The sequence below is a fragment of the Pseudomonas chaetocerotis genome (assembly GCF_015712105.2).
GTDB classification, from domain to species: domain Bacteria; phylum Pseudomonadota; class Gammaproteobacteria; order Pseudomonadales; family Pseudomonadaceae; genus Aquipseudomonas; species Aquipseudomonas chaetocerotis.
Genome location: NZ_JACFYX020000001.1, coordinates 872,423 through 887,399 on the forward strand (window position 1 = coordinate 872,423; position 14,977 = coordinate 887,399).

Consider the following 14,977-nt stretch of genomic DNA (forward strand, 5'->3'; position numbering starts at 1 on the left):
GAGTGCAGGGGCGATCCCCATATTGTGGCGACTGCCCAGTTAGGAATTGCATCTTGAGCGATCTTCTCTCCCGCCGCCTGGCTCAGCTCGGCGAGCCGGCCAACCTGTCCCTGCTGGGTAAGTGTCTGCACGGTATCGAGCGCGAATGTCTGCGCGTCGATCGCGACGGCCAACTGGCCCTGACCCCGCACCCGCAGGCGCTGGGCTCGGCACTGACCCACGCGCAGATCACCACCGACTATTCCGAGTCGCTGCTGGAGTTCATCACCGGCACCGCCAACGATCCGGCCGCCACCCTTGCCGAACTGGAAAGCATCCACCGCTTCGCCTACGACAAGCTCGATGGCGAACTGCTGTGGAGCCCGTCGATGCCCTGTGCCCTGCCGGACGAGGAGACCATTCCCATCGCCCGCTACGGCAGCTCCAACATTGGCCGCCTCAAGTATGTGTATCGCAAGGGTCTGGCGCTGCGTTACGGCAAGACCATGCAGTGCATCGCCGGCATCCACTACAACTTCTCCCTGCCCGAGGGCTTGTGGCAGCTGCAACGGCAGAGCGAGGGCAGCGAGCAGAGTGCGCGTGACTATCAGTCGGCGCGCTATATCGCGCTGATCCGCAACTTCCGCCGCTACAGCTGGCTGCTGATGTACCTGTTCGGCGCCTCGCCGGCGCTGGACAAGGGCTTCATGCGTGGCCGTGCGCACCACCTTCAGGAGCTGGACGCCAACACCCTGTACCTGCCTTACGCCACCAGCCTGCGCATGAGCGACCTGGGTTACCAGAGTAGCGCGCAGTCCGGGCTGACCCCCTGCTACAACGACCTGACCAGCTACACCGACAGCCTGCGTCTGGCGGTCGGCACGCCCTACCCGGCCTATGTCGAGGCTGGCATCAAACGCGGCGACGAGTGGCTGCAGCTGAACACCAACATCCTGCAGATCGAGAACGAGTACTACTCGAGCATCCGCCCTAAACGCGTCACCTACAGCGGCGAGCGACCGATCCAGGCGCTGATGAGCCGTGGTGTGCAGTACGTGGAAGTGCGCTGCCTGGACATCAACCCCTTCCTGCCGCTGGGCATCGACGTGGCGCAGGCGCGCTTCATCGACGCCTTCCTGCTGTTCTGCGCGCTGGAAGACAGTCCGCTGCTGGAGAACGGCGAGTGCAGCAGTTGCACCAGCAACTTCCTCAAGGTGGTCAAGGAAGGTCGTCGCCCCGGCCTGCATCTGCACAGAGGCAACCAGCAGGTGGAACTCAAGGTGTGGGCCAGCGAACTGCTCGAACGCATCCTGCCGCTGGCCGAACTGCTCGACCGCAGCCAGGGCAGCAGCGTGCATATCGAGGCGTTGGCGCAACAGCAAGCCAAGGTCGCGGATGTAGCGATTACTCCATCGGCGCAGGTCCTGGCGATTCTGCGTCAAGGCAAGAGCTTTACCGAGTTCGCCCTGCAGCAGAGCCAGCGTCACGCCGAATACTTCCGTGGGCAACCGCTCAGCGCGCAGCAGCAGCTGGCCTTCGAACAGGCCGCCCACGATTCACTGGCCGCGCAGGCAGAACTGGAGGCCCAACCCCAGGGTGATTTCGATGCGTTCGTCGCGGCCTACCAGGCGAGCATTCTGGCGTTGGCCGTGTAGCTGGAGCCGGTCGAGCTGCGCACCCTACGCGACACTCGGCAACATCAGGTGCTTGCCAATGGCCAAATCGAATTCGTCGACTGCGTCACAAAGCCAACCAGCGGAGCAAAAGCCAGGATGGGCGGCCACTCCCTTGGCCGCTCGGCCAGCTAGCATTGCCGGGTAAAGGACGATAGACGAGCAGCGCCCATGGCCGACGACGCCACGCCGCAATGGAGCCTGGAAAGCCTGACCAAGGCCTACCAGCAAGGTTATATGGCCGGCCTTACCGGCAAGCCCAGAAATCGCCAGCCCTACGCTGACGAAATCCCTACTGCCGCCTGGGAGGCCGGCTGGGACGACGGCTTCGAGCAGATGCGCCTGCAACAGCACAGCGCCTGACGTTCTGACCTCCCACTCATCGCATTGGTCTCTCTACAAGGTCTTTTCGAACACCTTGGAATTGCGCTGGTAGTTGTACAGCGACGCCCGTGCAGTGGGCATGCGCTCGACGCTGCTCGGCTCGAAGCCGCGCTCGCGAAACCAGTGGGCGGTGCGGGTGGTGAGCACGAACAGGGTTTTGATCCCCTGCGCCCGCGCCCTGGCCTCGATCCGCTCCAGCAGCTCGTCGCCGCGACCACCGTGGCGATAGTCGGGATTGACGGCCAGGCAGGCCAGTTCGCCGCAGTCGGAATCGGCAATGGGATAGAGCGCCGCACAGGCGATGATCAGCCCTTCGCGTTCGACGATGCTGAACTGCTCGATCTCGCGTTCCAGCACCTCGCGCGAGCGCCGCACCAGGATACCCTGCTCCTCCAGCGGGCTGATCAACTCGATCAGGCCGCCGACATCTTCGATGCTCGCCTCACGCAGGGATTCGAACTGTTCCTGGGCGACCAGGGTGCCGTTGCCGGTGCGAGTGAACAGCTCGCTGAGCAGCGCACCATCGGTGGCATAACTGACGATATGACTGCGTTTGACGCCGCCACGGCATGCCTCGGCCGCCGCATCGAGCAACTCGCCCTGGTAGTTGCTACCCAGGCGTGCCAGATGCGCCGGCACCTGCTGCGGACGCAACTCACGCACCAGCCGACCCTGTTCGTCGAGCAGACCGTCTTCGGCGCCGAACAGCAGCAGCTTGTCGGCGCCCAGGTCGATGGCCGCGCGGGTGGCAACGTCCTCGCAGGCCAGGTTGAAGATCTCTCCGGTGGGCGAATAGCCGAGCGGCGACAGCAACACGATGCTGCGCTCGTCGAGCTGGCGATTGATGCCCTTGCGATCGATACGCCGCACCTCGCCGGTGTGGTGATAGTCGACGCCATCGAGCACGCCGATCGGCCTGGCGGTGACGAAATTGCCGCTGGTCAGACGCAGGCGCGAGCCCTGCATGGGCGAGGCGGCCATATCCATCGACAAGCGCGCCTCGATGGCGATGCGCAGTTGGCCGACGGCGTCGATCACGCACTCCAGGGTCGGTGCGTCAGTGATGCGCAGGTCGCGATGGTAATGCGGGATCAGGCCACGGGCAGCGAGGCGCGCCTCGATCTGCGGGCGCGAGCCGTGTACCAGCACCAGGCGCACGCCGAGGCTGTGCAGCAGCACCAGGTCATGGACGATGTTGGCGAAATTCGGGTGGGCAACGCCCTCGCCCGGCAGCATGACCACGAAGGTGCAGTCGCGATGGGCGTTGATGTAGGGCGAAGCGTGGCGTAACCAGGTGACGTAGTCGTGCATGTAGAGATCCGTTAGCGTGAAAGTCGCGCAGCGACGCCCTCCTTATACCCTTCTCCTTCCGGGAGAAGATGGCGCAAAGCGCCTGATGAGGGAGGACATGCCCGTTAGCGTCCAGTCGGAGGGCGGGCGCACCCGCCATGTGCAATAGGGCTGGCTCGGGGCTGACTCTCATCGTCGTTGCACGTCTTCACTCCGCGTCAGGCAATAGTGTTGGATCAGTTGGCGCAGCAGCGCCACGGTAGGTTCGATACGAGCCAACTCCAGGTGTTCCCCTGGCTGGTGCGCGCAGTCGATGTCGCCGGGACCAAGCACCAGCGTCTCGCAGCCAAGTTGCTGAAGATAAGGCGCCTCGGTGCCAAATGCCACCGCTTGCGCGCTGTGCCCGGTCAGACGCTCGGCCAGACGTACCAGCTCGGCATCGGCAGCCTGCTCGAAGGGCGGCACGGCCGGGAATAGCGGCCCGTAGTCGATGCGCACCTGGTGCTTGAGCGCCAACGGCTGCAACTTGCCGCGAATCGCCGCACGCAGTTGTTCCGGGTCCATACCCGGCAGCGGGCGCAGGTCGAACTCCAGCGCGCACTGGCCACAGATGCGGTTGGGGTTGTCGCCGCCGTGGATGCAACCCAGGTTCAGGGTCGGCTGTGGCACACCGAATTGCGGGTTGTTGAATTCGCGCTGCCACTGGGCACGCAGGCCGCGCAGCTCGCCCATCACGTCCTGCATGGCCTCCAATGCGCTGCGGCCGAGAGCCGGGTCGGAGGAATGGCCGCTCTGGCCGAGAATATCGATGCGCTCCATCATCACGCCCTTGTGCAGGCGGATGGGTTTGAGCCCGGTCGGCTCGCCGATCACTGCCGCACGGCCAAGCGGCCGGCCGGCATCGGCCAGGGCGCGGGCGCCGGCCATGGAGCTTTCTTCGTCACAGGTGGCAAGAATCAGCAGCGGCTGCCTGAACGACTGATCGAGCAGCGGTCGCACGGCCTCGATGGCCAGCGCGAAGAAGCCTTTCATGTCGCAACTGCCAAGGCCCACCCAGCGGTCACCGACTTCGGTCAGCTTGAGCGGGTCGGTCTGCCACAGCGCGGCATCGAACGGCACGGTGTCGCTGTGCCCGGCCAGCACCAGACCGCCGGGACCGGAGCCATAGCTGGCGAGAAGGTTGAATTTGCCGGGAGCGATCTGCTGGGTTTCGCAGGTAAAACCCAGATCACCGAGCCAGGCGGCGAGCAGCTCGATCACAGGCGCGTTGCTCTGATCCCAGTTCGGCTGGGTACAGCTCACTGAAGGCGCGGCGATCAGCGCGGCGAACTGCTCTTGAAAGGACGGCAAGGGCATCAGCACTCTCCTGAGTCGGAGCTCCATCATAGGAGCATCCAACCGCAGGGGAAACCGTCAGGACGGGATCAGACCCCGCCGAACAGCGCGCGCAGAATGAAGAAGAATACGATCGACAGAATCGCACCGGCCGGCAGGGTGATGATCCAGGACAGGAAGATCTTGCCGATCATGCCCAGGTTCAGCGCACCGATACCACGAGCCAGACCGACACCGAGAATGGCGCCTACCAGGGTGTGGGTGGTGGAAACCGGCAGACCCAGGCCCGAGGCGCTGACCACGGTGGTGGCTGCGGCCAGTTCAGCGGCAAAACCACGGCTTGGCGTCAGCTCGGTGATTTCCTTGCCGATGGTGGCGATGACCTTGTAACCATAAGTGGCCAGGCCGACCACGATACCCAGTGCACCCAGCAGCAGAATCCAGCCCGGAACGATGGATTTCTCACCCGCTGCCAGCTCACCGCCGCTCTGGATGACACCGACGATGGCGGCCAGCGGACCAACGGCATTGGCCACATCGTTGGAGCCGTGGGCGAACGCCATGGCACAAGCGGTGAAGATCATCAGAATGGCGAACACTTTCTCCACGCTGGAGAAATGGAAGGCCTTGTCCGCTTCGGCATCGACGTGAATGCGACTGAGCAGGGCGATACCGATCAGCATGACCAGCACACCGATACCGAGCGAGAGCATGAAGCCTTCGGTGCTGGAGAGGTTCAGACCGACGTGCTTGAGGCCCTTGGTCATGGTCATCAGCGAGATCATGAAGCCTGTGATGAACATGTACAGCGGCACGTAGCGCTTGGCATTCAGGAAGGGGTTGTCAGTGTCGATGATCAACTTCTGCACGCTGACGAACAGACAGAAGGAGATGATACCGGCCAGCATTGGCGTGACCACCCAACTGGCAACGATGGGACCAACGCCGCTCCAGTGCACCGCATCCATCGACACGCCGACCGCCGCGAAACCGATCACGGCACCGACGATGGTGTGCGTGGTCGAAACCGGCCAGCCGCGCGTCGAAGCCACCAGCAGCCAGGTACCTGCCGCCAGCAAAGCCGACATCATCCCCAGCACCATCAGGTTGGGGCTGATCATGTTGGCATCGACGATGCCGTTCTTGATGGTTTCGGTCACCTCGCCGCCAGCCAGGTAGGCACCGGCAAACTCGAAGACCATGGCGATGATGATCGCCTGCTTGATAGTAAGTGCACGCGAGCCAACGGATGTACCCATAGCATTGGCTACATCGTTGGCTCCAACACCCCAGGCCATGAAAAAACCGAAAAGGCAGGCAAGAACGAGCAGAACGAGCCCGTAGTCCGCAATAAGAGACATAAATTAGTTTTCCGTAGATCCCAGAAAGGACACTGGCGCTTAGCGCGCCAGCAGTTGTTCCAGTCGGTTGCCCACTCGTTGGGCGCGGTCGGCGACGTCGCCGACCCAGTCGATGATCTGATAGAGGAACATCACATCGACCGGGGGAAGGTCCTTCTCCAGCTTGAACAGGTTGCGGCGCACCTCGATCTGCAGACGATCGGTATCGTTTTCGATCGAACCGAGTTCTTCGATCAGGGTCTCCACAAGTACCGCTTCACGGCCGGCGAAACCGGTCTCGAGCAGCTCGTCCAATTCGTTCATAGCCTTCAGCGCCTGAGCGCTGGCATCCACGCTGCGCTGCACATAGGTGCGCATCAGCGGCTGCAACGGCTGTGGAATAGCCATCTGCCGGCCGAGCATCAGGCCGGCGATGTCCTTGGCACGGTTGGCGACTTTGTCCTGTACACTGAGCAGCTCGAGCAGGTCCGAACGCGGCACTGGCAGGAACAGGCTCTTGGGCAGGTGCAGGCGCACGCTTTTCTTCAGCTTGTCGGCCTCGTGCTCCAGCCGGGACATCTCCTGTTGCACCTGTTCCACCTTGGCCCAGTCCTCGACCATTATGGCTTCGAAGAAAGGCACCAGGTTCGCCGCGCACTCGTGAGCCTTGGCGATATGCTGTTGCATGGGGCCGATGGGTGAACGGCCGAACAGGCTGACAAAGGGATTGATAGGCATAGGGTAAGCCCCCGTTTTGAGAAGGTCGCAAGTATAGGGACCGGCTTCGTCATTCGCCAGCGCGTGTCATCGCTCTGTCACATTTTCATAAAAGGCTATCTAGCTCTCCACCATGGTCAAAGAAACCGAAATCAAACTGCGCGCCAGCCGCGCCACCCTGGCCGCCCTGCGTGAACACCCGTTGCTGAAAAAACGCAACAAGAGCGGCTGGCAGCGCTGCGAACTGTTCAACCAGTACTACGACACGCCGGACCGTGAACTGGCCGAGGCCAAGGTAGCCTTGCGTCTGCGCCGCGATGGCGAGCAGTTCATCCAGACCCTGAAGAGCCGTGGCCAGAGCGTCGCCGGCCTGTCCGAGCGCAACGAGTGGGACTGGTACCTGAGCAAGGCCAAGCTCGACCTGAAAAAGCTCGATGACAGCTGCTGGCCGGCCAGCCTGGCCGAGCTGGACAAGAAAACCCTGCAGCCGCTGTTCACCACCGACTTCGTCCGCGAAAAAGCCGAGATCGCCTGGGGCCGTGGCAAGGCCAAGGTGATCATCGAAGCCGCGCTGGACCTGGGCAAGGTCATCGCCGGAGAGGGCGAAGAAGAGATTTGCGAGCTGGAGCTGGAGTTGCGCCAGGGCGAGCCCGCCGCGCTGCTGGAACTGGCCTGCGAGCTGGCCGCCGAACTGCCGCTGATGCCCTGCGACATCAGCAAGGCCGAGCGCGGCTATCGCCTGTTCGATGCCGGCAGCTACAACCTGAGCCTGCCGGCTCCCGAGCTTAACGCCGAGATGAGTCTGGACGATGCCTTCGCCGCGCTTGCCTGGCATCTGCTCGGTGCCAGCCAGCGACTGGCCGAACAATATCGCTGGAACGGCCATTGGAGTCTGTTGCAACAATGGCTGGAGCAACTGATCGACCTGCGCGCCCTGCTCGCCAGCCTCGGTCAGGCAGCGCCCCGCAGCAGCTCACGTGAATTGCGCGAAGCGCTCGATGCCCTGCTCGATGACTGGCGTCCGCGCCTGGCAGCCGGCCAAGGCGACGACAGCATGCGGCGCAATGCGCCGGCGCTGTTCGCTGCCGAACTGGATGGCTGCCGCTGGGGCCTGGTGTCGCTGAAGCTGTCGCACTGGCTGCTGCTACGCAGCTGGACGGCGGAGCGCAACAATCGCGGTAATCGCCAGGGTAATGCAGCCCTGGGCAACTGGTTACCGACCCTACTGAACGAAGAAGGTAATGCCCTGCAACTGCGCCGCTACCAGCAGCAGCCGGAAGATCTGGCCGAGCAGATGCCGCGCCTGGAGCGCCTGCTGGTCTGGCTGCGCCTGGCGCGAGGCGTACTGGAAGTGCCCGAGGTCGACCGCCTGTATGGCGAGCTGAACAAGCTGTACGGCCTGGCCCAGCAGGACCTGGACGAAGAGCAGCGCCAACTGCGTGCCACTCAGACGCAGATAGTGAGCAGCCTCAAGGCCTGGAAGGCGTTGGTCAAATAGTGCAAGGCTCGGTGCGCACAGCGCACCCTACCGCCAGCGGCGCCAACCAGCCGCGCCACGAAAAACGGGCCCCGCAGGGCCCGTTCTTCATTTCAGCGCACAGCTCAGTTGCTGCTGGGGTTGCGACGGCTGTCGACCACCTGCTGCCAGGACGGATTGGCAGTCTCGTCCATGGCTTGTTGCATGGCCTTTTTGCGCTTTTCTTCGGCGCGGTGGGCGAAGAACCAGGCCAGGAAGGTGGCGAACGACACCGCCAGCAGGATCAGGCTGGCCACCGCGTTGATCTCAGGTTTAACCCCCAGGCGCACGGCGGAGAAGATCTCCATCGGCAGGGTGGTCGCACCCGGACCGGAAACGAAGCTGGCCAGTACCAGGTCGTCCAGCGACAGGGCGAAGGACATCATTGCTCCCGCTGCAAGCGACGGTGCGATCATCGGCACGGTGATCAGGAAGAACACCTTCCACGGCCGCGCCCCCAGGTCCATGGCCGCTTCTTCGATGGACATGTCCAGCTCACGCAGACGCGACGAAACCACGACCGCTACATAGGCCGAACAGAAGGTGGTGTGGGCAATCCAGATGGTGGTCATGCCACGCTGCATCGGCCAGCCGATCAGTTGCGCCATCAACACGAACAGCAGCAGCAACGACAGACCGGTGATCACTTCCGGCATCACCAGCGGCGCGGTGACCAGGCCACCGAACAGCGTACGCCCCTTGAAGTGGGTGATGCGGGTCAGTACGAAGGCCGCCAGGGTGCCCAGCGCCACCGCTGCGATGGCGGTGTAGCAGGCGATCTCCAGCGAGCGCATCACCGAGTTCATCAGCTGCGTATTGTCCAGCAGGCCGACGTACCACTTCACCGACCAACCGCCCCACACCGTTACCAGCCGCGAGGCGTTGAACGAGTAGATAACCAGGATGACCATGGGCAGGTAGATGAATACCAGGCCGGCCCAGAGCATGATGCTGGAGAAACTGAAACGCTTCATGGGCGGCCCTCCAGCTCTTTGGCTCCGCTTCTGGTTAAAGAGCCGGTTGAACAGAATGATGGGCTCACTGTGATTGAACGAATCATGGGCGGCCCTCCAGTTCCTTGGCTTGGTTACGGTTGAACAGAATGATGGGCACGATCAGGATTGCCAGCATCACCACAGCCAGAGCGGATGCCACCGGCCAGTCGCGGTTGTTGAAGAACTCCTGCCACAGCACCTTGCCGATCATCAGGGTCTCCGGGCCGCCGAGCAATTCGGGGATGACGAATTCACCAACCACCGGGATGAACACCAGCATGGAACCGGCAATGATGCCGTTCTTCGACAGCGGCACGGTGATCTTCCAGAAGTTGTTGAAGTTGCTCGAACCCAGGTCCGAAGCAGCCTCCAGCAGGCTGAGGTCGTGCTTCACCAGGTTGGCGTAAAGCGGCAGGATCATGAACGGCAGATACGAATACACGACGCCGATATAGACCGCGGTATTGGTGTTGAGAATCTGCAGCGGCGTATCGATCAGGCCAATGCCCATCAGCAGACTGTTGAGCAGGCCGTTGTTGCCGAGAATGCCCATCCAGGCGTAGACGCGAATCAGGATCGCAGTCCAGGTCGGCATCATGATCAGCAGTAGCAGTACGGTCTGGTGCTCTTTCGGCGCACGGGCGATGGCATAGGCCATCGGGTAGCCGATCAGCAGGCAGAGCAAGGTGCTGAAGAAGGCGATCTGCAGCGAACCCAGGTAGGCCGACAAGTACAGGGCATCTTCGCTGAGGAAGATGTAGTTACCGAAATTCAACAGCAGCGTCAGCTTGTTGTCTGCCCACTGGTAGATTTCCGTGTAGGGCGGAATCGCCACGTCGGCTTCGGCGAAGCTGATCTTCAGCACGATGATGAAGGGCAGCAGGAAGAACATGAATAGCCAGAGGAAAGGTATGCCGATAACGGCATGCCGCCCTGTGGGCAGATAGCGCGCCAGTTTGCTCGGTTTCATGATTGCAGTACCACGCCGCTGTCGTCTTCCCAGTACACCACCACCGGATCGTCCCAGGTCGGACGCTTGCCACGGCGCTCGGCGTTGGCGATGAAGCACTGCACGATCTGCCCGGACGTGAGTTTGACGTGGTACACCGAGTGACCACCGAGGTAGGCGATGTCGTGCACGTGGCCACGGCTCCAGTTGTACTCGGGATGCTCGTGGTCATCCGGCAGCGCGGTGGCCATCAGCAGTTTTTCCGGGCGCAGGGCGTAGCTGACGGACTTGTTTTCGGCGCGTGTACTGACGCCGTGGCCGATGTAGATCGGCTTTTCCAGTTGCGGGCAATCGATGATCGCGTGGTCGACTTCGTCAGTGGTGATCTGGCCGTCGAAGAGGTTGACGTTGCCGATGAACTCGCACACCAGACGGCTGGTGGGCGTCTCGTAGATGTCGATCGGGCTGCCGGTCTGGGCGATCCAGCCCAGGTGCATGATGGCGATGCGCTGGGCCATGGTCATGGCCTCTTCCTGGTCGTGGGTCACCATCACGCAGGTCACGCCGACCCGCTCGATGATCTCCACCAGCTCCAGTTGCATCTGCGAACGCAGCTTCTTGTCCAGCGCGCCCATCGGTTCATCGAGCAGCAGCAGCTTTGGGCGTTTGGCCAGGGAGCGGGCCAGGGCCACGCGCTGACGCTGACCACCGGAGAGCTGATGCGGCTTGCGCTTGGCGTACTGGGTCATGTGCACCAGTTTGAGCATCTCGGCCACGCGCTCGTCGATCTCGGCCTTGGGCAGTTTGTCCTGCTGAAGACCGAAGGCGATGTTCTGCGCCACGGTCATGTGCGGGAACAGCGCATAGGACTGGAACATCATGTTGATCGGCCGCTGGTACGGCGGCATGTCGGTGATGTCGACGCCATCGAGGATGATGCGCCCTTCGGTCGGCCGCTCGAAGCCGGCGAGCATGCGCAGCAGGGTCGATTTACCCGAGCCGGAACCGCCCAGCAAGGCAAAGATCTCGCCCTTGTTGATGGTCAGCGAGACGTCATCGACGGCTATGGTCTCGTCGAACTTCTTGGTCACCCGATCGATCTTGACCAGCACCTCTTTCGGTGTCTGATCCCCCTCGAGGGCTTTTTTGTAGGCGCTGGAGGCAACAGCCATTATTGGAAAACTCCCGGAAGATTGTGCCCGACCCCTGTGGCCGGGCAGGAACGATTACTGACCCGACTTGACCTTGGTCCAACTGCGGGTCATCAGGCGCTGCACGCGAACCGGCAGCTCGGCGGAGATGTACAGCTTGTCCAGCACCGCTTGCGACGGGTAGATGGACGGGTCGTTGCGGACCTCCTCATCCATGAATTCATCCGCCTTGGTATTGGGGTTGGCATAACCGACGTAGTCACTGACTTCGGCGATCACCTCGGGCTCGAGGAGGAAGTTGATGAAGGTGTGCGCCTGTTCGGCGTTCGCCGCATCGACGGGAATGGCCATCATGTCGAACCAGAGGTTGGCGCCTTCCTTGGGAATGCTGTAGGCGATTTCGATGCCCTTGCCGGCCTCGTCGGCGCGATCGGCGGCCTGCAGGATGTCGCCGGAGAAGCCGGCAGCCACGCAGATGTTACCGTTGGCCAGATCGCCGATGTACTTGGAGCTGTGGAAGTAGGTGACGTAGGGACGCACCTCCAGCAGCTTGGCTTCGGCCTTGGCGTAGTCGTCGGGATTGGTGCTGTTGGGGTCCAGACCAAGATAATTGAGCATGGCCGGGATCATTTCATCACCGGAATCGAGGAAGGCCACGCCGCACTGGCTGAGCTTCTTGATGTTGTCCGGCTCGAACAAAACGGCCCAGGAATCGATCTCCTCGACACCGAGCGCGGCCTTGACCTTATCAACGTTGTAGCCGATGCCGTTGGTGCCCCACAGGTAGGGCACCGAATACTGGTTGCCGGGGTCGTTGGTTTCCAGTTGCTTGAGCAGCGCCGGATCGAGGTTGTCCCAGTTGCTCAGCTTGCTGCGATCGAGCGGTTGGAAGGCGCCGGCGCGAATCTGTTTGCCGAGGAAGTGGTTGGAGGGCACCACCACATCGTAGCCGCTGCGGCCGGCGAGCAGTTTGCCTTCGAGGGTCTCGTTGGAATCGAAGACGTCATAGACCGGCTTGATGCCGGTTTTCGTCTCGAACTTGGCCAGAGTCTCTTCGCCGATGTAATCGCTCCAGTTGTAGATATGCACGGTGGGCTGGGCCAGAGCGGCGCCACAGAAGGCGGAAGCCGCCATCGCGATCAGAGACTTGGGCAGGGTAACTCGCACAGTATCGTCCTCGTTTTTGTGTGCCGAGCGGAAAAGGCGCGGCACTTTATAGGAAAATCGTTCGTCGATCAGCGGCCGCTTTTGATTCGCGTCCAATCACGGGTCAGCCAGCGCTGCACTTCCGGCGAACGCTCCTCGGCGACATACAGCTTGGCCATCACGTCCTTGCCGGGGTACACACCCGGATTGTTGCGCACGCTCTCATCGACCAGTTCGGTGGCCTTGAGGTTGGGGTTAGCGTAGGCAACGTAGTCGCTGATCTTGGCGATCACGTCGGGGCGCAGCAGGTAGTTGATGAACGCGTGCGCTTCGGCGACGTTCTTGGCGTCCTTGGGGATGGCCAGCAGGTCCGCCCACATGGCGGTGCCTTCCTTGGGAATGATGTAGATGATCTCGTCGCTGCGGCCGGCCTCTTCCGCTCGATCAGCGGCCTGCAGCACGTCACCGGAGTAACCGAAAGCGGCACAGATGTTGCCGTTGGCCAGATCGGATATGAATTTCGAGCTGTGGAAGTAAGTGATGTAAGGACGCACCTTCATCAGCTGCTCGTAGGCTTTCTCGTAGTCTTCGCGCTGGGTGGTGTGCGGCGACAGGCCCAGGTAGTTGACCGTCTGTGGCAGCACTTCGTCGCCTGAATCGAGCAGGGCGATACCGCAGGATGCGAGCTTCTCTGCGTACTTCGGATCGAACAGCAGCTCCCAGGAATCGAGCGGCGCATCGTCGCCCAGCACGGCGCGCGCCTTGGTGGCGTTCAGGCCGATGCCATTGGTACCCCACAAGTAGGGCACCGAGTATTCGTTGCCGGGGTCGCCCGCGGCCAGGTTCTTCATGATGGTCGGATCGAGATTGACCAGGTTGGGCAGTTTGGACTTGTCCAGTTTCAGGTAGGTGCCGGCACGTACCTGCTTGGCCAGAAAGTGGTTGGTAGGCACCACCACGTCATAGCCGCTCTGGCCGGTGGCCAGCTTGCCATCGAGGGTTTCGTTGGAGTCGAAAACGTCATACACCACCTTGATACCGGTTTCCTTCTCGAACTCGGCGATGGTGTCCGGCGCAATATAGTCGGACCAGTTGTAGACCTTGACCACGCGATCATCTGCATGGGCTACAGATATGCCAATGGCGGCGGCGACCAGGCCAGCCAGCAGGGTAGAACGACGCATAACGTTTCCTCTTCTTGCGATTTGGGTGCCTGGCGGGCGAACCCGCCAGGCGGCGTTGCTTCGTTGCTTAGCGGCCGGATTTGATCTTGGTCCAGCTGCGGGTCATGTTGCGCTGCACCGCCGGCGCCAGGTCCGGGAAGGTGTAGATCTTCTTCAGCACTTCCGGGGTCGGATATACACCCGGGTCGGTGCGCAGCGCCTCATCCACCAGCGCGGTGGCAGCGGCGTTGCCGTTGGGGAACTGCACGTAGTTGGTGATGCTGGCCATTACCTCCGGCTTCATCAGGTAGTTGAGGAACACGTGGGCAGACTCGACATTCTTGGCGTCGGCCGGCACGGCCAGCATGTCGAAGAAGGAACCAGCGCCTTCCTTCGGAATGTTGTAGCCAACTTGCACGCCGTTCTTGGCTTCTTCGGCCCGCGCCTTGCTCTGGTAGATGTCACCCGAGTAGCCGATGGCGACGCAGATATTGCCGTTGGCCAGATCGGAGATGTACTTGGAGCTGTGGAAGTAGGCCACCGAAGGACGGATGGAGAGGAACAGCTCCTCGGCCTTCTTCAGCTCGTCGGCCTTGCTGCTATCCGGGGCATAGCCCAGGTAATGCAGAGCGGCAGGGAGGATTTCGGTCGGCGAGTCGAGGAAGGAAACACCGCAGGACTTCAGCTTTTCCATGTTCTCCGGCTTGAACACCAGATCCCAGGAGTCGACCGGCGCGTCTTCGCCGAGTACTGCCTTGACCTTCTCGACGTTGTAGCCAATACCGATGGTGCCCCACATGTAGGGGATCGAGTACTGGTTACCCGGGTCGCTCGGATCCAGTGCCTTGAGCAGGTCCTTGTCCAGGTTCGACCAGTTCGGCAGCTTGGACTTGTCCAGCTTCTGGAACACACCGGCCTTGATCTGCTTGGCCAGGAAGGGGTTGGACGGTACCACTACGTCGTAACCGGAGCTGCCGGCCAGCAACTTGGCTTCCAGCACTTCGTTGCTGTCGAAGACGTCGTAGACGACCTTGATGCCGGTTTCCTTCTCGAAGTTGGCCAGGGTGTCTTCGGCGATGTAATCGCTCCAGTTGTAGACATGCAGCACTTTGTCGTCAGCCTGAGCAGCGCTTGCCACGGCTGCGGTCAGGGACAACGCGAGAAGGGTCTTGCCGAATGTTTTCATGCGTACAGCTCCTGTTGTTGTGTCGATATTCCAGAGGTCGCGCAAGCCGTTCGAATCAGGCTGGTTCACGCACTCTGGCGCAGTCTGGCAAGGTCATGGCACCGCTGACAACTTTCCGTGACTGCGGGCTTTCAGACCTACAGGTCACGCAGC

Annotated in this window: 13 protein-coding genes; 3 read left to right on the forward strand and 10 right to left on the reverse strand. The window is 61.8% G+C overall.

Going from position 1 to position 14,977, the window contains the following annotated elements:
* The first annotated feature begins 53 nt into the window (after nt 1-53).
* Nucleotides 54-1,634, forward strand: a complete 1,581-nt coding sequence (gshA, locus tag H3221_RS03940; protein WP_196477151.1) for a glutamate--cysteine ligase — start codon at nt 54-56, stop codon at nt 1,632-1,634.
* Nucleotides 1,635-1,823: 189 nt separating this feature from the next.
* A complete protein-coding gene (rmf, locus tag H3221_RS03945) occupies nt 1,824-2,015 on the forward strand; it encodes a ribosome modulation factor (RefSeq protein WP_196477152.1) in 192 nt (63 codons plus the stop codon).
* Nucleotides 2,016-2,048: 33 nt separating this feature from the next.
* Here the strand turns inward: rmf and argA are convergent, their stop codons facing one another.
* From argA to H3221_RS03965, 4 genes are all read right to left on the reverse strand, one after another.
* Nucleotides 2,049-3,347, reverse strand: a complete 1,299-nt coding sequence (gene argA, locus H3221_RS03950) for an amino-acid N-acetyltransferase (RefSeq protein ID WP_196477153.1) — start codon at nt 3,345-3,347, stop codon at nt 2,049-2,051.
* Between the two features lie 168 nt (nt 3,348-3,515).
* Nucleotides 3,516-4,682 (reverse strand): acetylornithine deacetylase, encoded by a 1,167-nt coding sequence (gene argE, locus H3221_RS03955; RefSeq protein WP_196477154.1) that lies wholly within the window; start codon nt 4,680-4,682, stop codon nt 3,516-3,518.
* A 68-nt stretch (nt 4,683-4,750) separates the two neighbouring features.
* Nucleotides 4,751-6,022, reverse strand: a complete 1,272-nt coding sequence (locus H3221_RS03960) for an inorganic phosphate transporter (RefSeq protein WP_196477155.1) — start codon at nt 6,020-6,022, stop codon at nt 4,751-4,753.
* Between the two features lie 39 nt (nt 6,023-6,061).
* On the reverse strand, nt 6,062-6,739 hold the full coding sequence (locus H3221_RS03965) for a TIGR00153 family protein (protein ID WP_104729913.1): 678 nt from the start codon (nt 6,737-6,739) through the stop codon (nt 6,062-6,064).
* 112 nt (nt 6,740-6,851) lie between these two features.
* Here H3221_RS03965 and H3221_RS03970 point away from each other — a divergent pair, with 112 nt between their 5' ends.
* Nucleotides 6,852-8,216 (forward strand): CYTH domain-containing protein, encoded by a 1,365-nt coding sequence (locus H3221_RS03970; protein ID WP_196477156.1) that lies wholly within the window; start codon nt 6,852-6,854, stop codon nt 8,214-8,216.
* Between the two features lie 104 nt (nt 8,217-8,320).
* On the opposite strand, the gene H3221_RS03975 is transcribed toward H3221_RS03970, so the two are convergent.
* From H3221_RS03975 to H3221_RS04000, 6 genes are all read right to left on the reverse strand, one after another.
* Nucleotides 8,321-9,208 (reverse strand): ABC transporter permease subunit, encoded by an 888-nt coding sequence (locus H3221_RS03975; protein ID WP_192980401.1) that lies wholly within the window; start codon nt 9,206-9,208, stop codon nt 8,321-8,323.
* 82 nt (nt 9,209-9,290) lie between these two features.
* Nucleotides 9,291-10,172, reverse strand: coding sequence for an ABC transporter permease subunit (locus H3221_RS03980; RefSeq protein ID WP_162843949.1), 882 nt, complete (start codon nt 10,170-10,172; stop codon nt 9,291-9,293).
* A 23-nt stretch (nt 10,173-10,195) separates the two neighbouring features.
* Nucleotides 10,196-11,350 carry a polyamine ABC transporter ATP-binding protein gene (gene potA / locus H3221_RS03985; RefSeq protein WP_192980402.1) on the reverse strand — a complete coding sequence of 385 codons (1,155 nt, stop codon included), beginning with the start codon at nt 11,348-11,350 and terminating at the stop codon, nt 10,196-10,198.
* A 54-nt stretch (nt 11,351-11,404) separates the two neighbouring features.
* A complete protein-coding gene (locus H3221_RS03990; RefSeq protein ID WP_196477157.1) occupies nt 11,405-12,496 on the reverse strand; it encodes a polyamine ABC transporter substrate-binding protein in 1,092 nt (363 codons plus the stop codon).
* Nucleotides 12,497-12,564: 68 nt separating this feature from the next.
* Nucleotides 12,565-13,659, reverse strand: a complete 1,095-nt coding sequence (locus tag H3221_RS03995; RefSeq protein WP_196477158.1) for a polyamine ABC transporter substrate-binding protein — start codon at nt 13,657-13,659, stop codon at nt 12,565-12,567.
* A 67-nt stretch (nt 13,660-13,726) separates the two neighbouring features.
* Nucleotides 13,727-14,824: a polyamine ABC transporter substrate-binding protein gene (locus tag H3221_RS04000; protein ID WP_196477159.1), complete on the reverse strand. Its 1,098-nt coding sequence runs from the start codon at nt 14,822-14,824 to the stop codon at nt 13,727-13,729.
* Nucleotides 14,825-14,977: the final 153 nt, after the last annotated feature.